General features: G+C 49.0%; 30 protein-coding genes and 1 other RNA gene. 19 read left to right on the top strand and 12 right to left on the bottom strand.

Annotated elements, in window-relative coordinates:
* Positions 1 to 337 precede the first annotated feature (337 nt).
* Positions 338 to 970, bottom strand: coding sequence for a class I SAM-dependent methyltransferase (locus JOC37_RS11325; protein WP_204619042.1), 633 nt, complete (start codon positions 968 to 970; stop codon positions 338 to 340).
* Between the two features lie 295 nt (positions 971 to 1,265).
* Between JOC37_RS11325 and JOC37_RS11320 the strand changes: the two genes are divergently transcribed.
* The 4 genes from JOC37_RS11320 to ssrA all read left to right on the top strand — a co-directional run bounded on the left by JOC37_RS11320 (position 1,266) and on the right by ssrA (position 3,162).
* A complete protein-coding gene (locus JOC37_RS11320) occupies positions 1,266 to 1,730 on the top strand; it encodes a PaaI family thioesterase (protein ID WP_204619040.1) in 465 nt (154 codons plus the stop codon).
* Positions 1,681 to 2,235, top strand: coding sequence for an HDIG domain-containing metalloprotein (locus JOC37_RS11315; RefSeq protein ID WP_204619038.1), 555 nt, complete (start codon positions 1,681 to 1,683; stop codon positions 2,233 to 2,235). The genes JOC37_RS11320 and JOC37_RS11315 overlap by 50 nt, the downstream gene beginning before the upstream one ends.
* Positions 2,236 to 2,325: 90 nt before the next feature.
* Positions 2,326 to 2,796, top strand: a complete 471-nt coding sequence (smpB, locus tag JOC37_RS11310) for an SsrA-binding protein SmpB (RefSeq protein ID WP_204619036.1) — start codon at positions 2,326 to 2,328, stop codon at positions 2,794 to 2,796.
* A gap of 16 nt (positions 2,797 to 2,812) precedes the next feature.
* Positions 2,813 to 3,162, top strand: a transfer-messenger RNA (tmRNA) gene (gene ssrA / locus JOC37_RS11305).
* A gap of 445 nt (positions 3,163 to 3,607) precedes the next feature.
* On the opposite strand, the gene JOC37_RS11300 is transcribed toward ssrA, so the two are convergent.
* From JOC37_RS11300 to JOC37_RS11290, 3 genes are all read right to left on the bottom strand, one after another.
* Entirely contained in the window at positions 3,608 to 4,666 is a 1,059-nt protein-coding gene (locus JOC37_RS11300) for a recombinase family protein (RefSeq protein ID WP_204619021.1), read from the bottom strand.
* A gap of 257 nt (positions 4,667 to 4,923) precedes the next feature.
* Positions 4,924 to 5,355, bottom strand: a complete 432-nt coding sequence (locus tag JOC37_RS11295; protein WP_204619018.1) for an ImmA/IrrE family metallo-endopeptidase — start codon at positions 5,353 to 5,355, stop codon at positions 4,924 to 4,926.
* 4 nt (positions 5,356 to 5,359) lie between these two features.
* Complete coding sequence (locus tag JOC37_RS11290; protein ID WP_204619016.1) at positions 5,360 to 5,773, bottom strand: helix-turn-helix domain-containing protein; 414 nt, start codon at positions 5,771 to 5,773, stop codon at positions 5,360 to 5,362.
* 118 nt (positions 5,774 to 5,891) lie between these two features.
* Here JOC37_RS11290 and JOC37_RS11285 point away from each other — a divergent pair, with 118 nt between their 5' ends.
* The 11 genes from JOC37_RS11285 (at position 5,892) to JOC37_RS11240 (ending at position 11,400) form a co-directional block, all read left to right on the top strand.
* Positions 5,892 to 6,146: a helix-turn-helix transcriptional regulator gene (locus tag JOC37_RS11285; RefSeq protein ID WP_204619013.1), complete on the top strand. Its 255-nt coding sequence runs from the start codon at positions 5,892 to 5,894 to the stop codon at positions 6,144 to 6,146.
* Between the two features lie 4 nt (positions 6,147 to 6,150).
* Positions 6,151 to 6,369, top strand: coding sequence for a hypothetical protein (locus tag JOC37_RS11280; RefSeq protein ID WP_204619010.1), 219 nt, complete (start codon positions 6,151 to 6,153; stop codon positions 6,367 to 6,369).
* Between the two features lie 52 nt (positions 6,370 to 6,421).
* Positions 6,422 to 6,778 carry an AAA family ATPase gene (locus JOC37_RS13360; RefSeq protein WP_238480894.1) on the top strand — a complete coding sequence of 119 codons (357 nt, stop codon included), beginning with the start codon at positions 6,422 to 6,424 and terminating at the stop codon, positions 6,776 to 6,778.
* Between the two features lie 109 nt (positions 6,779 to 6,887).
* A complete protein-coding gene (locus JOC37_RS13355) occupies positions 6,888 to 7,715 on the top strand; it encodes a regulatory protein GemA (RefSeq protein WP_238480893.1) in 828 nt (275 codons plus the stop codon).
* A 223-nt stretch (positions 7,716 to 7,938) separates the two neighbouring features.
* A complete protein-coding gene (locus tag JOC37_RS11270) occupies positions 7,939 to 8,157 on the top strand; it encodes an AAA family ATPase (RefSeq protein WP_204619006.1) in 219 nt (72 codons plus the stop codon).
* Positions 8,158 to 8,195: 38 nt separating this feature from the next.
* Entirely contained in the window at positions 8,196 to 9,245 is a 1,050-nt protein-coding gene (locus JOC37_RS11265) for a hypothetical protein (RefSeq protein WP_204619003.1), read from the top strand.
* A gap of 17 nt (positions 9,246 to 9,262) precedes the next feature.
* Positions 9,263 to 9,730 (top strand): hypothetical protein, encoded by a 468-nt coding sequence (locus JOC37_RS11260; protein WP_204619000.1) that lies wholly within the window; start codon positions 9,263 to 9,265, stop codon positions 9,728 to 9,730.
* 205 nt (positions 9,731 to 9,935) lie between these two features.
* Positions 9,936 to 10,268, top strand: coding sequence for a DNA replication protein (locus JOC37_RS11255; protein ID WP_204618997.1), 333 nt, complete (start codon positions 9,936 to 9,938; stop codon positions 10,266 to 10,268).
* Positions 10,269 to 10,447: 179 nt separating this feature from the next.
* Positions 10,448 to 10,624, top strand: coding sequence for a hypothetical protein (locus JOC37_RS11250; protein ID WP_204618994.1), 177 nt, complete (start codon positions 10,448 to 10,450; stop codon positions 10,622 to 10,624).
* A 9-nt stretch (positions 10,625 to 10,633) separates the two neighbouring features.
* Positions 10,634 to 10,837, top strand: a complete 204-nt coding sequence (locus JOC37_RS11245) for a hypothetical protein (RefSeq protein ID WP_204618991.1) — start codon at positions 10,634 to 10,636, stop codon at positions 10,835 to 10,837.
* A 77-nt stretch (positions 10,838 to 10,914) separates the two neighbouring features.
* Positions 10,915 to 11,400, top strand: a complete 486-nt coding sequence (locus JOC37_RS11240) for a hypothetical protein (RefSeq protein WP_204618989.1) — start codon at positions 10,915 to 10,917, stop codon at positions 11,398 to 11,400.
* Between the two features lie 16 nt (positions 11,401 to 11,416).
* Here JOC37_RS11240 and JOC37_RS11235 read toward each other — a convergent pair whose 3' ends face one another.
* The 8 genes from JOC37_RS11235 to JOC37_RS11200 all read right to left on the bottom strand — a co-directional run bounded on the left by JOC37_RS11235 (position 11,417) and on the right by JOC37_RS11200 (position 15,947).
* The gene (locus JOC37_RS11235; protein WP_204618986.1) at positions 11,417 to 12,352 is read right to left on the bottom strand and encodes a uroporphyrinogen decarboxylase/cobalamine-independent methonine synthase family protein; all 936 of its coding nucleotides are present in this window, start codon (positions 12,350 to 12,352) and stop codon (positions 11,417 to 11,419) included.
* Positions 12,353 to 12,650: 298 nt separating this feature from the next.
* Entirely contained in the window at positions 12,651 to 13,103 is a 453-nt protein-coding gene (locus JOC37_RS11230; protein ID WP_204618984.1) for a hypothetical protein, read from the bottom strand.
* A 34-nt stretch (positions 13,104 to 13,137) separates the two neighbouring features.
* Positions 13,138 to 13,362 (bottom strand): MreC domain-containing protein, encoded by a 225-nt coding sequence (locus tag JOC37_RS11225; protein ID WP_204618981.1) that lies wholly within the window; start codon positions 13,360 to 13,362, stop codon positions 13,138 to 13,140.
* Between the two features lie 3 nt (positions 13,363 to 13,365).
* Entirely contained in the window at positions 13,366 to 13,728 is a 363-nt protein-coding gene (locus JOC37_RS11220; RefSeq protein WP_204618979.1) for an ArsR/SmtB family transcription factor, read from the bottom strand.
* Positions 13,729 to 14,130: 402 nt separating this feature from the next.
* On the bottom strand, positions 14,131 to 15,165 hold the full coding sequence (locus tag JOC37_RS13350; RefSeq protein WP_476580494.1) for an aminotransferase class V-fold PLP-dependent enzyme: 1,035 nt from the start codon (positions 15,163 to 15,165) through the stop codon (positions 14,131 to 14,133).
* Between the two features lie 73 nt (positions 15,166 to 15,238).
* Positions 15,239 to 15,382, bottom strand: coding sequence for a hypothetical protein (locus JOC37_RS11210; protein WP_204619046.1), 144 nt, complete (start codon positions 15,380 to 15,382; stop codon positions 15,239 to 15,241).
* Positions 15,383 to 15,429: 47 nt separating this feature from the next.
* Positions 15,430 to 15,624 (bottom strand): hypothetical protein, encoded by a 195-nt coding sequence (locus tag JOC37_RS11205; RefSeq protein ID WP_066633234.1) that lies wholly within the window; start codon positions 15,622 to 15,624, stop codon positions 15,430 to 15,432.
* A 98-nt stretch (positions 15,625 to 15,722) separates the two neighbouring features.
* Entirely contained in the window at positions 15,723 to 15,947 is a 225-nt protein-coding gene (locus JOC37_RS11200) for a hypothetical protein (RefSeq protein ID WP_204618978.1), read from the bottom strand.
* A 166-nt stretch (positions 15,948 to 16,113) separates the two neighbouring features.
* Here JOC37_RS11200 and JOC37_RS11195 point away from each other — a divergent pair, with 166 nt between their 5' ends.
* The 4 genes from JOC37_RS11195 to JOC37_RS11180 are packed head-to-tail and all read left to right on the top strand — an operon-like array spanning position 16,114 to position 17,966.
* On the top strand, positions 16,114 to 16,509 hold the full coding sequence (locus tag JOC37_RS11195) for an ArsR/SmtB family transcription factor (protein ID WP_204618976.1): 396 nt from the start codon (positions 16,114 to 16,116) through the stop codon (positions 16,507 to 16,509).
* Between the two features lie 32 nt (positions 16,510 to 16,541).
* Complete coding sequence (locus tag JOC37_RS11190; protein ID WP_204618975.1) at positions 16,542 to 17,045, top strand: thioredoxin family protein; 504 nt, start codon at positions 16,542 to 16,544, stop codon at positions 17,043 to 17,045.
* Complete coding sequence (locus JOC37_RS11185) at positions 17,042 to 17,710, top strand: cytochrome c biogenesis CcdA family protein (RefSeq protein ID WP_204618974.1); 669 nt, start codon at positions 17,042 to 17,044, stop codon at positions 17,708 to 17,710. The genes JOC37_RS11190 and JOC37_RS11185 overlap by 4 nt, the downstream gene beginning before the upstream one ends.
* Positions 17,711 to 17,726: 16 nt before the next feature.
* Entirely contained in the window at positions 17,727 to 17,966 is a 240-nt protein-coding gene (locus JOC37_RS11180; protein WP_204618973.1) for an MTH895/ArsE family thioredoxin-like protein, read from the top strand.
* The last annotated feature ends 1 nt before the right edge of the window (position 17,967 follow it).

The raw sequence follows: 17,967 nt of genomic DNA, 5'->3' as shown, positions 1-17,967 counted from the left end.
AACCCGTCAGGGTTACGATGAAGCAGGAAACCTACGAATTCGTTTCGTCCAGGAAGCCCCTTCCTGAGCGGAGCGAAGGGAGGGGTAGTTCACTAGCTTTGGTAAAATAAAAAACAAACTGTTGAAGATAAATTAAAGAAAAGCAAGCATAGAAATGGGGTGAAAAATGTGTTAAGAAAACGTTGGATGCTGAGGGCGGTAGCCCACTGCAAGGGTGGATGCAGTACCGGGTCCTGAGCATGACGTAAAACTGCTCTGAATATACTAATAACCTCAGCAGCTCCCCGGAGGAATTCTCTAGGGGGGCTGCGCTGTTTCTGAAATAAAATAAAAACTGCTACTTATGGGTTATTTCTTCCAAATCGTTTGGTGAGGCAATAATCAGTTTTAAAATTTTGGTGCTGCCCAGATTTTTTACTTCTTGTATGGCAAGCCCTGCTCTGCTTACGTTTTGTACAGTTTCTCTGTTTATGTTAGAGCCAATCACTGCCAGTGTAATGGGATTGAGAATATCCATAATTTTACCTAACACCGGGTTTTCACTCCGGACATGTTCCAGCAGAATTATTTGACCGGTGGGCTTACAAACTCTTTTAACTTCCTTCAATCCCTTGATAGGATCAGGAACGGAACAAAATACACAAGTAGCCACTACGGTGTCAAAGGTGTTATCAGGAAAATCCATGTGTTGAGCATCCATTTCCAGCAAAGTTATTTTTAAATTATTTTTTTTTACCCTTTCCATGGCTCGTTTTAACATCTCAGAACTAAAATCTATACCGGTTACTTCACATTCCGGTGGATAAAGTGGTAAATTTTTTCCGGTGCCTACCCCAACTTCCAATACCTTTCCTTTAGCCATACCGAGGACTTTTCTTCTTGTAGAATCGCTAATCATGAAATCCATCCAATCATAAAAAAATGCGGTGCGGTTATATCTGCGTTTTATAGTTTCGGTTATATTATTCATATAATTACCCCATTTCTTTATGGTCACATATTATGAATGTTCGCTTTTGTTAGTACTTTTATGTTACTATAACCATTAAGGTTTTCTATTATAAATAGTGCCATTTTTATAAGGGCGCGCTTACATCCTTGACACCAAACAAGATGATAATTATGCTGTATTTGCTGTAAACGGTGGCATTTGTTTTCAATGCATAACTTTTTCTTTTCCAAGATTGCATTCACGAGTATTATTGCTATAATTGGAGAACCTTGGTAAAATATTAAGTGATTTTAATTTGAAAGGATGTTAGTTAATGTCCTTTGATAAAATTGATCATCCCGACAACTACTGTTTTGCCTGCAGTCCGTATAATCCAATCGGTCTTAAACTGCGCCCGCGGGCAGATAAAGAAACATGCCGGGCGGTTTTTACACCTCAGTCACAGCACCAGGGCTGGGTGGGATATATGCACGGCGGTTTAATTACCACGTTAATGGATGAAGTTATGGGACACTGGTTGTGGCAAAATGAAACGCCTGCGGTTACTGCAGAGATGTCGGTACGCTTTCTGAAACCGGTGCCCATAGGGGAACAAATAACAGCTGTAGCCCGCGTGAAAAATGAACGCAGCAGAATAGTGGAAATGACAGCGGAGATTATTTTGGCTGACGGTTCAACTGCAGCTAAAGCAGCGGCAAAATTCTTTAAAAAAGAGAGGGGATTCATTGGTGAACCGGAACGAGGCGCTGGAACTGCTGAAAAAAAATCTAAAAAATAAAAATTTGATTAAACACTGTTTAGCGGTAGAGGCGGTAATGGCTCGCCTGGCTGAACATTTTGGCGAGGATGAAGAAAAATGGGCATTGGCCGGCCTGCTGCACGACATTGACTATGACTACACCAAGGATGACCCGCATAAACATAGTTTAATGGGAGCGGATATGTTGGCGGAAGCGGGTCTGCCGGAGGATGTGGTATACGCGGTAAAAGTGCATAATGAAGCTCACGGTCTGCCCAGAAACAGCAGGATGGACAAAGCCCTTTACGCCACCGATCCGCTAACCGGCTTAATAACTGCTGCTGCGCTGATTAGGCCGGAAAAAAGCCTATTTGCCCTTGATGTGCAGTCACTATTAAAGCGCTATAAAGAAAAATCCTTTGCCCGGGGAGCAAACAGGGAAATTATTGCCTCATGCCGTGAACTTGAGCTGAGCCTGGAAGAGTTTATGGGCCTGGGATTGGAAGCAATGCAGGGAATTGCCGGCGATTTAGGACTGGCGTAGCTGTTTACATAATAATATAATTATGATAAAATTAAAAGATGCAGGTAAGAAATTTGTTTTGCATTTTGTTTATGCCGGGGTGTGGTAATAATGCCGCGTAAATCAAGTGATCGTACCGTAACAGAAAACCGAAAAGCGCGCCACCTTTATCATATACTGGAAACCTATGAAGCCGGCATAGCTTTACGGGGTACCGAGGTAAAATCGCTGCGGGCGGGCAGGGCCAACCTGCAGGATAGTTTTGCCCGCGTTGAAAATGGCGAGTTAATGTTGTATAATATGCATATCAGCCCCTATGAGCAGGGTAATATTTTTAACCATGAGCCAAAGCGAACCCGTAAATTGTTAATGCACAAGCATGAAATTAACCGCCTGCTGGGGCAGACGAGAGAAAAGGGTTTAACTCTGATACCGCTTAAGGTATATTTTAAAAATGGTAAGGCTAAAGTGGCCTTGGCACTGGCCAAAGGTAAAAGGGTACATGATAAAAGGCAGGATATTGCCGCCAGAGATGCCCGGCGTGAAGTGGAAAGGGCATTGAAGGATCGGCAGTATCGGTAGCCTAAAAATAAAACATGGGGGCGACTTGGCTTCGACGGGGGAAACGGTAGCAAGAGGAGCGAGCCGGGATCCCACTTATCCCGTAAAACAGTGGATCAAATATAAGTGCCAAAGAAAACTACGCTTTAGCTGCTTAATTCAGCTAACCTCCTACCCGCGCTGGGCCCGTGGCCCGGGCTAGGAGGTCACACTAACGGGCTGGCTTGATCCCAATTCTCGGAGGGATTAAGCGAGATCTATCGAGATAGTCGCATCGTAGGCTGGTTGTGGCCGCCGGTGCGGCGAAACTAAAGCACAACCTGCGCTCGGAGAGCCTGTTGCGGTCGTTCTTCCGGACGGTGGGTTCGAATCCCCCCGCCTCCACCATTCAAATCAACAGTTATTTTAAATAGAACATCTATGCATTCTTTGGAAACAATAACTTTTTCCACAAAATCCTGGGTTACTCTTTTTTGAGTATCCGGGTTTTTATTTTTTACCAGGCGTTTTTTCTCCTCGAGGTACATAATAATTGATTCTTCATTGATAATATCTGTCTGTGATTTGATCTGCCACTCCCGGAGTTGGGTTTCTAAGATGGCTTTTTTATTTTCGAGGTTTTTTAATTGTTCGATAATTGGTTGAATCGTGATGCCCCCAACCGCCAGAGCGTTAACCAGGTTTTCAACCTGGGTTTTAATACTGTCCAGTTCTTTTTCGATTTGGCGGGTTTCCTCGGCGTATTCCCCTTGCCGCTGGTTAAAATAATGATATACTTTTTTCGCCAGCACATGAAGAGCGGCATCATTAAAAATTTTTCGATCCATTTCTTTTAAGACGTGTGATTCAACAAGTTCCTTATTAATTTTTTCGTTATCACATTGTTTGGTTCTGTTACCGAAATTGCAAGTATAATAATGTCTCTGTTTATATTCTTTACTTTTTTAGTTAGGTAACTGGATGATGCGCCAGTCATTTTGTGGTTACATTCACCGCACCAGATTAGGCCGGATAGAAGATAATTAACTTTTGCTTTGGATCGGGCCGGGCCTTGCCGGTTTGCGTCCATCCGCTCCTGCACACTCCTAAATGTTTCTTCATCAATAATGGGTGGGATCGCGTCAGACAGTTCAATAATTTCTTCCAGTGGCTTGCTCAAGTGGTGGTTGCGTTTGCCGCCTTGCTTGGCAGCCGTGCGGTTAAAAACATAGATGCCGATGTATTTTTTATTTCTTAGTATGCCGTGCAGGCTGTTCTTACCGAAAGGTTTGCTGGCTTTTGTTTTGTATCCGTGCGTGTTTAAACGAGCTAAAATAGCATTATAACCGCACCCCGCACTGTACATCTCAAAAATTATCTTTACCGCCCGGGCTTCCGTTTCATTGATAATGTATTTCCCTTCGCTATCTACATCATAGCCCAGCGGTGGTTTTCCGCCGGTATGTTTACCCTGTAAAGTTGTTTCTTTCATTCCTTTCATGACATCCCGGGCCAGGTTTCGTGAATAATATTCAGCCATGCCTTCAATTACGGATTCCATTAAAATGGACTCCGGGCTGTCGTCCAGGTGTTCAAGCACTGATTCCACTCGCACACCGGCCTGGCGGAGTTCCCGCTTATAAAAAGCGCTGTCGTAGCGGTTGCGGGCAACCCGGTCCAGTTTATGCACCAGCACTATGTCCGTTTTTATCAGTTTGGTTTTAATCTGATCAATCATTTCCAAAAAACTCGGCCGGTCGTCAGTGGTGGCGCTTCTGGCTTCGTCAGTGTAAACTTTAACTACCGTGCAGCCCTTCCGGCTGGCGTACTCGGTGCAGGCCCGCACCTGGGCGGTAATGTTCTCCTCCCGTTGGTTGTCGCTGGAAAAGCGGGCGTAAATAACCGCTTTCAAATTAACTCCACCCTCCTCATTTAATTTCAAAATCTTACTGCTTGTTTTTATCAGCAACCTTTCCTTATCGGCAAAAGATTGGGCTGCACTGCACCTGTTCAGATGTGGCACCGATTACAGGTGTTGGTGTGTTATCTGTAAAAGATTGGACTGCGCCTTGCTCCCTTTAGCCAGGCGTCATCTGCGCGGGCATTGGAGCCAGGCGGAACTACCCTGGTTAAGTGGATTTTCCTAAAAAATGAAATAAATCTCTAACATCACGGCACCTCGTCCTCTTTGTTGCTAACCTCCCATACCAGCCGGACCAATTGTTCCAACTTACCGACGGAAGCGGTCTCATTAATTACGTACTTGTATTCTTCTGCCTTTTCACCCAGCATCAACACACAGGAAAAACGGTTGACCTGGTATTCCTGCTTGGAGTAACAAAATGTATTTTCAAAAATAAATCTGAAATTTGTCGAAGGGTGCAATAAAAAATGGCCCAGTTCGTGACCGCAGACAAACTGCTGCTCCGCTTCCGACAGGCCATTGTGGATCATGATAATTTTCCGGCTGCCCAGGGATAGGGCCAGCCCCTTAATGCGTTGAAACGGCACGAATAAAACTTCAATTCCCAGTTTCCGCGCTATATGCAATGGTTTTTTTCCGCTCTTGGCAAGCTCTCTGGCTTTTGTATATAAACCCATATCCTCACTTCTTTCCTTTGGGCTGCTTGGAAGCGCTTCTCCCTTTTAAAACCTCCCAGGCTGTCCGTAAGGCCAGCATCACATCATCTTTCACTTCTCCATCCAGCGGGTCACCGAAGATGCGCAAATTGGGCTGCTCCCGGATGAAATGCTCCAGTTCTATCTCGGACGGCGGACTGTCTTTCTCCCACCAGAGCAGGTTGTCCCCCTGTTCGTCGTCTCCTTTCAACAGGTAGTTGGGCGTAGTGTTTAGTTTTTCCGCCAGGCATAAGAGGGTTTTGTAACTGGGTTCCCGCTTGCCCGACTCGTAAAAGGAGATGGTGGACTCGCCCAGCCCGCACAATTTAGCCAGGTCCGACTGGGTCAGCTTTCTTTTTTCCCGTAATTGCCTCAACCGGGAGCCGAATTCATTCTGCACGATTTATCACCACCTGCCACATTGTTTATTAACCACCTGAATAGCTAACTTGGCAATTTGTAAAATTTAAACCAAAATATATATTGCATTACGCCAAGCTGGAGGTGACGGAAAAGTTATGCTGATTAAGTTAAGGGAAGCCCGTTTGGAACAAAATTTATCTCAAAAGAAAATCAGTGAACTGGTGGGAATTTCGGAAAGTTACTACTGTCAGCTGGAAACCGGGGTTAGACGTATGTCCCTGCCCATCGCCAAAAAAATAGCTGTCGTTTTGGGGCGGAGCATGGACGTTCTTTTTATGCCCGCGGACTTTGCAAAATGCAGAGAGGACGACTCCAGACAGGCAGACCGGAGCAATTTAAACGCGAGGTAACCACGTGCAAGTGGTGTTATACAAAGTAACCGCCAGACGCACCAAAAGTGGGCTCCAGACCATCAAGCGGGAGGTTCTTGGCCCAACCGGGGATGACCCCGACGCTTACCTGGACCGGTTGGCCCGAATTCTGGCGGCAGAATTAAGCGCCGAGCAGATTAAAAAGGAGGTGGAAAAATTGTCCGACGCCTGCGTAAAGCCCCGGGCCCAACCGGCCGGGTAGCCTGGTGCACGACACAACTAGCAATTAGTACGAATTTAAAGGAGGTTTAAAAATGGCCATTCAATTCCACCGCGCCCAACGCAAAAAAGCCAGACTCCGTTTGGCTATCGCCGGCCCGGCCGGCAGCGGAAAAACCTATAGCGCCCTGTTGATCGCCTTCGGCCTGGGCGGCCGCACAGCCATGATCGACACGGAACGCGGGTCGGGTGAGCTCTACGTCCACCTGGGCGACTATGACGTTTGCTCCCTGGAAGCCCCCTTTATTCCGGAAAAGTATGTGGAAGCCATCCAGGCGGCGGAAGGTGCCGGTTACGACAATATCATCATTGATAGCCTTTCCCACGCCTGGGCCGGTCCCGGAGGCGTGCTGGACATCCACGGGCACGCGGCAGACCGGGGCGGCAGGTGACCCCGCGGCACAACGAGCTGGTGGACGCAATGCTGCTCTCCCGCTGCCACATCATTGCCACTTTGCGCTCCAAGATGGAGCACGTGCAAACTACCGAAAACGGCAAAACGTGATTAAAAAGGTGGGCATGAACCCCATCCAAAGGGACGGCATGGAATATGAATTTACCACTTTTTGGGACCTGAACCACAACCACACCGCCAGCGCGAGCAAAGACCGGACCGGGCTGTTTGACGGGCAGGTGTTCAAACCCGTGCCGGAAACCGGCGGGAAACTGCTGCAGTGGCTGGAGGCGGGAGTGGAGTCCAGTGCCCGGACCGGGTGGCAGCCAAACCTGGTGGTGGGCGGCGGGCAAGCTGACGAAGTTGGCACCGGGACTAAATCAGGGAATGGCACCAGTGATGCTAGCCTGGAAAACCATGCCGGGGCTAACGGGCGTAATCATGCCGGTGGCGGTGATCTGGAAAATTATGTCGGATTTACCGCAGACGACAACAACGTTGGCGGCAATAGCCCGGCGGGCCGCGGGCCGGTGGTGGCGGGAAACCAGCCGGGTCCCCAGCGGACTACCATTGAACAGCAAAAAGAGGCTACCGGAGCAGGGCGGCAGTTACATAACACCAGGGAAACTCACGCGCAAAATACCGCCCCCTCCCCCGCCGGGCCGCCCGTAACCGGCAGACAAGCTTTGGCCACCCAGGCCCAACTTAGAAAGATATTTACCACAGCCGGGGAGGCCGGGCTGAATGAAACGGGGTTAAGCCAGCTCATTGAACAAGAAACGGGTCAAAGGTCGGCTAAAGACCTGACTAAACCAGAGGCCAGCCGGGTGATTGACCTGCTCCTGGGCATGGCGCAAGGGCAGCCAAGCCCGCAGCCGGATCAGGCAGCGCCCCCGCCACGGGCGGCGGGTGGCAGCAGAATGAGGTTGTTTTAACCCCTGGATTATAGCCACCCCGCTCCGGCCTGCTGCTTTAAGGTATTAATAGCCATACGGATCGGGCGGGGTGGTTAATCCCTCAAATAATCACACGCTTTAAGGGGCGGCCGACGCCGCCCCATGCGCCTAAAGGCGCACCCTTTTGCCGGGGCAAAAGCTAATCAACTTAATAAACCCCAACCTAATAAAACCATCCCATCAAACAAGGAGGTAAACACCTATGCGCATCAACAAGCTGGCCATCCAGCATTTCCGCAACCACAAAAATAACGCCATCGAACTGGGCAGGCTGAATATATTTGTCGGGCGCAACAACAGCGGCAAGTTCAGCATCCTGGCCGCCGTGGAATGGGCCCTGACGGGCCGGAACCTGTGGACCGATCGGGCTGGCCGGGGAGCGGGCGACCTCGTCATCCGGGGGAGAAAAACTGCCAGGTAGGGCTGAAAGTAGCAGGTCTGGGCGGGGTGGTGCGGGCCATGCCGCCCCACTCTCTTACCGTGGGCAAAAGCCGCAACATCCAGGAAGGCCAGGCCGCCATCTATCACCACCTGGGGGCGGATGAACAACTGGTCCGGCTGGCGCTGAACGCCGGCTCCTTTATCAACATGCCACCCGCGGAACAAAAAACCTTCCTCTTTGCCCTGTGCGGTATTTCCTGCACGGCGGAGGAAATCAACTCCGCCACGGGGCAGTACCTGCGCCGGGCCGGGGTACCGGAAGACCAGGCCCGGGAGGCGGCTACCAGGGTGCAGGCCCTGCTCCCACGGGGTTTCAGTGGAGACCCCGCCATCCTGGAAGGCATGGAGAAACGGGCACGGGAACAGCGCCGGGAAGTTAAAAAAGACCTGGAGCGGACCCGGGCGGCGCTGGCCGAGCTGGAACTTCCCAATCTTCCGGAAGGTATGGGACTGGAAGATAAGGAGGCGGTGGAAAAACAGCTGGTGGAGCTGGAGATTGAAAAAAGTGAACTGCTTAAAGCCCACGGCGCACACCAGGCCGCGGAACAGAATATAACCAAATACCGGGGCAAAATAAATGAACTGGCCGCAGAAATAGAACGTTTGAATAGCAACAAAGCCGGGCTGGAGCGGGAAGTGGCGGGTCATAACCGGGCCGGGCTGGCCGGGGAGTTGGACCGGCTCCAGGAGCGGCTGGAACAGCTGACGGGCAAAATTGCTGCATCGGACCGGAAGCTGGCTGCACTGGAGGCTGCGGGCCGGGCCAAACACGCCGTGATGGAAAAACTCCGGGCCTTTGACGGCCGGTGTCCCCTGGCGCCCGAGCAAATCGCCTGCCGCATGTCGGATAGTGAAGTGGCGGAATTGGTTAATCAATTGGGGTCAGAAATTAACGCCGGCTCCGAAAAAATGAACCAACTCCGGGCCAGTCTTCAAAAACTGCAGGCGGAAAAACAGGATATGCAGCAGCGGATTACTGATCTCAAGCACACTCTTTCCGGATTGGATACGCCCGGCAAGAGCTGCGCGGCCTGGAGTCCGCCATTGACGGTGCCCAAAAAGAGCTGAACAGCGCCTGGCAGGAAGTGGCCGGGTACGGACGCCGGCAGGTCCGCCAGGTCCGCCAGCTGCAGCAAGACCTGGAACTTTTAGAAAAGGAACTGGCCGTTACCGAGCGCATGGTCAAAGCCCTGGGGCCCGACGGCATCAGGAAGACTTTGCTGGGTGACCGGCTGGCCGGATTTACCCGGGAAATTAACAACCTGCTCACGGCCTGCACCGAGGGGCGTTACCAGCTGACCTTTACCCCGCTGATTACCCGGAACGGGCGCGCCCTGCCGCTAAAATTGCTCTCCAAAAGCGAACAGCTCCGGGTGGGTATAGCCCTTCAAACCGCCATAGCTAAAATAACCGGACTGAATTTCCTGTCCGTGGACGAGTTGGACATGCTGGACCAGGGTCCCCCCGGAGTGAGCATGCACATTCGGCAGCAAGGCAGCAATAAGTTCGCACGGGGTCCCCCGCCCGGGGCGGAGCGTGCACTGCGGCAATAAAAAGTGGTGACCCAAAAGCCAGGCACCACCTCCGGCCGTCCCCGGCGGGCGCTGCAGCTCGACGAAGTATGCCTGTCGAAGACGCAGCCCGCCGGACCAGGTCCGCCCCCTTTGAGATAGAAACAACGCACGATTACAGCAATTGCGCTAAAAAAGCTACCCCGCTGCCCGGGCGGGGCCATTTCTCCCGGAAGGAGTGAGCAGCATGGAACAATTGACCTGCAAAGAGCGCCTGGTGCTGGAACTGATTCCGGCCGGTCACAGGCAGGCCATTCACAAACACCGATTGGCCAGGCTGGCCGGCCTGGATGAACGGGAAGCCAGAGAGATTATTTATCACCTGGTGGTAGAGCACGGCCTGCCTATCGGCAGCAGCACCGAGCCCGGGACCGGAGGTTACTTTATCATTGAGAACACAGAAGATATGGAGATAGCCACCCGGCATCTAAAACCCCGGGCGGTAAAAATTATTAAACGAGCCCGGGCGCTGGTTCGGCACAGGTTTAACCAGCAATTAAAGCTGGTGCTGGAAGAATGAACCACCGTTGCGCCGTTTGCGGCGGGTACTGCCCGCTTGCTCTGTGGGATGTACACCTGATGTGCAAGCGCTGTTCAGGCGGGCGGTGGTACTGCGCGGTATGCAAAGCGAGGTGGTGTTATTAATGAAGCCACAGGTGCAGTTTTTAAAAAGCGATATTCCTGCCGTACCAGGACCGAATGGACAAGCCCGGCCTGGCAAGGCGGGTGGCCCGGGCAGTGGACAGGCTGGTCACCCGGGTACAGGGGTGGTTCGAAAGTAAGGATAGCTGCCTGGCCCTGGTAGCCGGGTACGGGATTTGTGGACTGGCTGTTGTTTACTTAATCATCCGGATGGTAATCCGCCAAACAAATTGAGGTGTTGTCATGAATTATCTACGCGAGATCAATGCCTTTGTAGATTGGCTCGAAACAAATCCATTGGATGCAATTACCCAGGCTTTATGGTTTCACCTGATGATCATAAACTACAAGTGTAATTTTCAGGGGTGGTTTGCGGTGGCCAATCTGACGTTACGGGCCAAGCTCGGGGTAGATAAAAAAACATTATCAAACACCGTAATATTTTAATCCAAAAGCAGTTAATCGAATACAAGAACCAGGGCAAAACGGCGGGCCGGTATAAAATGGTGCCCGTCAGCGCCCGGATGGAGGGAATAAATCCACAGGAACAGGGGCTGCGGGAAGACGGCAAAGATAACCCAACCTATCCAGCGCCGACGGAAAAAGCAGTTGGCAATAGCTTACGGTTTCAGACGCAGGAGGAAAACACCGGAATAAATAACCATGCGTTTCAAGAGCCGGGGCAAAATACCCGACAAAATAGCTTTTCGTTACGGGCATCCGGACAAATAGCCGGGGAAAGTAATCTGGCGTTTCAGGTGGACGGGGGCGGTGCCGGGGGAAGTAATCCACCCGCATGGGAACCCTATAAAAACAACGGAGAAATAAACCCGCCCGGGCCGGAGCCAACCGGGGTGATCCCAAAGGAAGTACACCCGGCCATTTTAAACCTGTTCCTTGTCAAGGTAGAGATAGTTTTGGATCTTATCGGAATCGCCAATTCATTGGTATTAGCCGCACGAAGCTATTTGAACCCTGGAATACTAATAATAGGAGCGAAAATGTTTTAAGACCCAACACAGCATTTTAATAAATATGTTTATTGCGCAATTGCATAGACACATTCCGGGTTAGCTGATAAACCTTTTCACCTGTATCTATTGCAACACTGCCTATTCCACAGCTTGGTGTTATTATTACTTGACTAAGTAAATTTTCTATGATCAAACTTTTTTTGACCAATACATCAAGGTGCTGATTAAAAGACTTAATCAATTTATTTGCTGTTAAATTAAAGATTTTATCTGATGTTGGCACTAACCCCCAGGCCAGAATCCCATCTCTTTGCATAAAATGAATTAGTTCGTCTATATATAGCGATAGACTGGTAAAATACTCAAAAGCATCAAAATTTAAAATATCTACTTTGGATTCCAGAATCATCGACCAGTCTGTACCTGCGCATATATGGATTCCTGCATGGGCTCCCGCCATGTGTAAAGAATCAATGATAGTGTTTAATTCGCCGGTAATCTCTTCTTTTTTCAAGGTGATATAAGATGATTGCCCGTAGGCGGACAGCCCCGGCTCATCAATGAATATAATTACGGGAACCTCATATTGACTTAGTATTTTGGCCTGCCAACAAGCCTGTAAAGCAATTGTCTTTACGATAATATCACGCAACAGCGCATCATAATAGGCCGCCTTCAAGTATTGGTCATTTAACTGCAGCCCCAGCGTCACAGGTCCGGTAATTTGGCCCTTGATATAGTTAGCCTTGGGGAACCCGCCCTTTGCCAGCTCATCTACAAAGGCATAAAAGCCCTTAGTCGCTTTCCTGGGGAAAGCAAAGAAATCCAGCAAGGCATGTTCTCCCTCTAAAATCCGCAAGTACAAACTATAGAATTCAGTTACCCGGTCAACCCAGTCGGCTCTATTAGTATCAAAAAAAGGTGAACGGTCTGGTTGGGTAACGACCAGGCCAATTTTAACAAGTGGGGCAATATACTGGTTGATCAAGCCTTCCGCAGAAGTTAGTTGAGGCAATTGCGGCCAGGTGGGGCATTTGTGGAAAGGCCGCTTTTATTGCCTCAATGGCTTTAATAGGATCCGTATAAGGTAAACTACCCACGCCAGTGGCTATAAACGGTGGTTTAATCTTCAATAACACCAACCCTTTTAGTGATTTTAGCTTATTAAATGTTATTTTATAGCATTTCATCAACATAATAATATTTTATTTTACAACAGTTATGCGTAAGTGAATTTATTAAAACAATCTTTTATTTCTGTTTATCCAAAACAGAGTTGGTTAGCTTCAGCCACCTCCTGCTTGATTATCCAATGCGCAGGCCTGTTTTTCCACAGGTACTTCCTCACTTCCATTACCGACATCAACATCGCAAAGTTCAATAGCAGATATTTTTATTTTCTTTTGTTGAGCCAACCTGCTGATGAAAAAGATAACACTATCTTCTTTAATCCGCAGTTTTTGGGCAATGTCCCCTGGATTACTTTCACCGCTTTGGTCAATAACAGTAATAATTTCCTTTTCTACTTGGCCCACCCAATCCTCAAATAATGCCCTGACCTCGGGTGTGGCGTAACTGCCCATCTCCGCTGCCTTAGTGACTGCCGAAGTCATCTGGCGACACATCTCCTGCGGATTAAAACCAGCGCCCATCATTTTTTCCTTCATCTCCATACCCTTTTTCATCATCTCCGGCCCACAACCCATCGGTCCCATTTTTCCCATCATCCCAGTCACCATGCAAAACCTCCCAGTATTTTTTTCCAGTATTTTTTTACTTTTGGCGCAACTCATCCAGTTCTTTGCGCAACTGCCGAACTTCTTTTATCAGTTCATAGCTTTCACTAGCACCATTATCTTGGCCAGACCGGTTTTGACTTATCCCCCGGTACCCACCAAGCCCATAACGATTCATAAATAGGAACATGAAGGCAATACAAATAAGGAAGAATAGAGGGAATATGATCCAACCAAACATTGGGCCACAGAACCACATCATTTTTCACCTCTTACTTGTTTTTTTAACAAACCAGGGTGGACAGGGCCAGAGCATCCCGGTTTCCATTTCTTCCTTTCTATTGACTGCATATTGATTAAAAGCGTAAAGCAGGTCGACAAGGCCGGTGTTTTTTAGACGATAATATATAAAAGGGCCTTTTCGCTCGGTGTCCACCATTTCCGAATCACGCAGTACTTTCAAATGAAAGGAAACTAATGTTTGTGAAAGCCCGGTCTCATTAATCAGTTCTGACACCGAACGTTTGTTTTTTCCAATTATGAAAATGATTTTTAATCTATTAGCATCACTAAGTATTTTAAATAGCCTGGCAACCTGGTCAATATTATTCATTCCCACCTGGTCCATAGTTAAATATCACCACCTTTAAAGAAAAAGTATATTAAGATAATCATATATAAGCAAGCACTCATATCAACTCTTACTCATATATTAATTCTTAAAACTTATTTTGTCAACAAAAAAATAAAGCACCCATAGGATGCCTTCATTGCGGTCCTGTTTATCCTAAACAGATTATATTTATACAGTTCAGGTTTTGCATTCGCCAGCGGGTGCTGGATTTTCTTTTACTTCGAAAGATATTTGGGAAGTATGCATTGTATCTATTTTAAGCACTTTTAAGCACTCACTTAGAGACCCCGACCGTCGTGGCAATGACAATTCTACAAAGCAATATAGTATTGACGGTTAACATCCAGTGACCAGTAAAGAGGCCAGAGCCATCAAATGTTTGTTTTTCACCATCTGTCACCACTGGCCTGTTAAACCCCCAGCGCTTTCATGATCCCCTGCAGTGGCTCCAGCAGGTCTTCTTTTCCCGTCTCCCAAATCGGCGGGCAATCCTTTAATTGTTTTTCCCCCAGTATTAGCTTGGCGGCAAAAGCCAGGCAGGTGGGCTCGCCGCATAACCGGCAGCCGGACTTTTGGGGCAGCCACCCGTACCGTACCCCGGTCAATGGTGCCGGTGGTCCGGTGCGCCAGGGGAGCACAATGCAGCCCCGCCCGGACCATAATGTCATATTTAGTGTCCAGCAGGTAAGCCACCTGCTCCGATTTTAGACCCGGCAAGTTAAAGGAAATAACCCCCACTTGTTTGGATGCGTCCAGGGGGCCGTAGATTGTTACGCTGGCGAGGTCGCGAAGTTTATCCAGAGCATAGCCGGTTAATTCCATTTCATGCCGCCTAATCTTATCGATACTTTCATTTAATATATAATCCACGCCCGCGCCCAGCCCGGCTATGCCAGCCAGGTTTAAAGTTCCGGCCTCGAAGCGGTCGGGCGGGTTGTCCGGCTGGTCATCCCTGATGGAATCACCACCCGTGCCGCCGAACTTGAACGGGTTAATAGCATATTTTTCATTAATATATACCCCCCCGGTAGGCCCCAGCAGTCCCTTATGCCCGGTAGAAGCTAGGAGGTCAATATGCATCGCTGCCATGTCAATGGGATAAACGCCCGCCGTTTGCGCTGCGTCAAGCAATAGTGGTATATTCTTTTGCCGGGCCAGTTGCCCAACTTGCTCAACGGGCATAATGGTGCCCGTAACGTTGGAAGCATGCAAAAGCACGATCAGCGCCGTATCCGGACGCAAGGCGGCGGCAAGTTTCTCCACTTTTAGGTAACCCTCGGGGGAGCAAGGCACGGCTGTAATTGTTATGCCCTTTTCTTTTTCCAAGTGTTTCAGGCAGCGCCATACCGCATTATGCTCCATGCTGGTGGTGACCACATGGTCGCCGCTTTTTAAGATGCCCTGCATAGCCAGGTTCAGCGACTCGGTCACGTTGGCGGTAAATACAATGCGGGACGCATCTGAATATTGAATAACCTGGCCAGGGACTTGCGGGTCTGAAAGGCTATTTTTTTTCGGCCTGCAGCGCCTTGCGGTAGGCCCCCCGCCCAGAGCTGGCCCCGATGTTGCGCAGGAAGTTGTCCACGGCCCGGTACACGGGTTCCGGTTTGGGGAAAGAAGTGGCGGCGTTGTCAAGGTATATGGCCAAGGCCATCCCTCCCTTTATGTACCACAAGGGTGCTACTTAATCACACTTCACTTGCGCCTTTGAATCTCGTTTTCCGCCAGCAGCACCAGCTGGGCGGGATCCAGGCTCCGGCCGTCCTCAATTACCGGTTCGATAAAATAACTGCAATATTTAAACAGCTCATGGTCCCCGGGCTTAATCAGGCGTCCAGTAACATAGCACAGATCGTTGACCCGCAGGCCGCAATTGGCACAGCCCCTCATAATTACACCCCCCGCAATGTACTAAAACATATTTTGTTACCTGCCAGGTTTTAACTAAATAAACCGTTCTACAGCAACACTTTTTAGGACCAGCTACGCTAAATAGGTCCCTTAAATCCCCTGGCCCGCATCTCCACTTCCTTCAACATCAGGTGCTGTTCGGGAGAAAGTAGTTCCCCGTCCTCTTCCACAAGCGGGGTAAAATAACTGCACTTGCGTTCAGCCTCCGGCGTTTGGGGCATCATCAGGTAATGGTACTTCATACAGCGCAGCCGGTCGTTCTCCCGCTTGGCGATACCACAACGCGCACAGTCTTCAGGCATTTGATTCTCCCCAATATAAGTTAATTATTATTTAATTATAGTAAAATCCAAGCATTTTGCCAATATAATATGTAGGGGAATTAAATAATATTGACAACAATAAAGTATAAAGTTATCATTTAATAAAGAAATCATTATATAAATAAATATTAATGGGGGGTTAACGATGAACTTAAATAATTATGTGAAGATCTTTAAAGCTCTGGGCGAGCCCACCAGGTTAAAAATACTAAAACTATTATCTATTCGACCCATGTTCGTCTGTGAGCTGGAGTCGGTGCTGCACATGAGCCAGCCGAGAATATCCCAGCATCTGCGGACCATGAAGGAAGCAGGATTGGTTACTGAAAAAAAAGACGCCCAACGCACCTTTTACAGTCTGCAAATCGATTACCTTGATGAATCTTTTAATAATTTAATCACCTTTTTCCACGCCGACCTGGCCGACCTGCCGCAATTTAAAGAAGAACATTTAAGGCTAAAGCAGCTGGACAGCGATGCGGATGTATCCGCTTGTAAAGAAGGGAAAATGCGAGTCTTAAATTGGCGACGAGAGGCTTAACACTGGCGGATATTTTCGATTGGAGGAATGGTATGGGTAAAAGAAGTGTGCTTGTTTTACTGCTGGTAGTTTTACTGGTGGGTGGCGTCGCCTTGGCTCGTCCTTTGGTCAGCGGTGAGCAAAATGGCGATCTGGCAGCTTCAAGTTCATCTTCAGCAAACCCGGTACCGGCCCGGGATACTCTGGACAGTTTGCTGACCGGTGTCTTAAATGGGAAAAAGCCGGCGGTGCTGGTTTTTACATATGATGCTGATTGCTGCCCTTCCACCAGGGAGTTTTTTGATCAGCACAAACAGGCTGTCCAAACATTAGAACGCAAATATAAAAATTATATCAATTTTGTCTGGATTGACATTGCCTTTTACCAAGAAACCGAGCGCGAGGCGTTAATGAAACTGGCCCAAAAATACGCGATTGCCTCTATCCCCGCGGTGGTTCTGATAGGTAAGGATGGTAAAGCTGTTCCACCCATTGTGGGTGAGCTGGACCCTGCCGAGTTGGATAAACAGCTGCAAGGTCTGGTGAGCGATTCATGATTAACTTGCCCGCCGACTCCATTATTCCTTTGGCCGGCATACTGGTTTTTGCCGGAGGACTAGCCAGCGGGCTCAGTCCCTGTACGCTGCCCACAGCGGTTTTTGTGGTGGGCTATGTGGGCGGTTATGCTGAAAAATCAAAGCTGCGCGGGTTTGTCCTGGCGCTGGCCTTTGTGTTGGGTTTATCCCTCACCCTGGCCGCTATGGGCGCGGCAGCCGCCCTGGCCGGCAGCTTATTTTTGGAAAGTGATGTTTTATGGTATGTACTGTCCTTGGTTCTGCTGCTCATGGGTTTTAACCTGTTGGGTTTATTTAAGCTGCCTGATTTACCCGGACTTAACCTGAAGGCCACAGGGACCAGAGGCTTTTTAGGGGCGTTTTTACTGGGCATCCCCTTTGCCTTTGCCGCTTCGCCCTGCACCACGCCGGTCACAGCCGGTGTTTTGGCCTATGCAGCCGGTAAGGGCAGCGCGTTTTACGGGTTTATACTGTTATTTGTCTATGCTTTGGGGCGCAGCTTGCCCCTGCTGGTTGTCGGCACTTTTACGGGACTGGTTAAAAAAGTAGACCGGCTGCAAGTTTGGAGCGCTATTTTGCAGAGGATCAGCGGCGGGATATTGCTGCTGCTGGGCCTGTGGTTTTTATGGGATAAAATACTACATTAAAAGGAGGCGTAAACTGGTGGACATTAAAGTACTGGGTCCGGGCTGCAAAAAATGTAAGGAGCTTGAAAAGGCGGTGCATAAGGCAGTGGATGAAATCGGCTTAGACGCTGCGGTGGAAAAAGTAGAGGATATGGACAAAATCACCGGCTACAACGTGCTAATGACACCCGGACTGGTGATTAACGGTAAGGTGAAGGTGTTCGGACGGGTACCCAAACACAAGGATATTATTCGTTATATCAAGGAAGAAATGTAAG

This window comes from Desulforadius tongensis, assembly GCF_016907915.1.
Lineage (GTDB): Bacteria > Bacillota > Desulfotomaculia > Desulfotomaculales > Desulfohalotomaculaceae > Desulforadius > Desulforadius tongensis.
The sequence above is the reverse complement of the archived record's forward strand: the minus strand, read 5'-3'. Positions and strand labels throughout refer to the sequence as shown.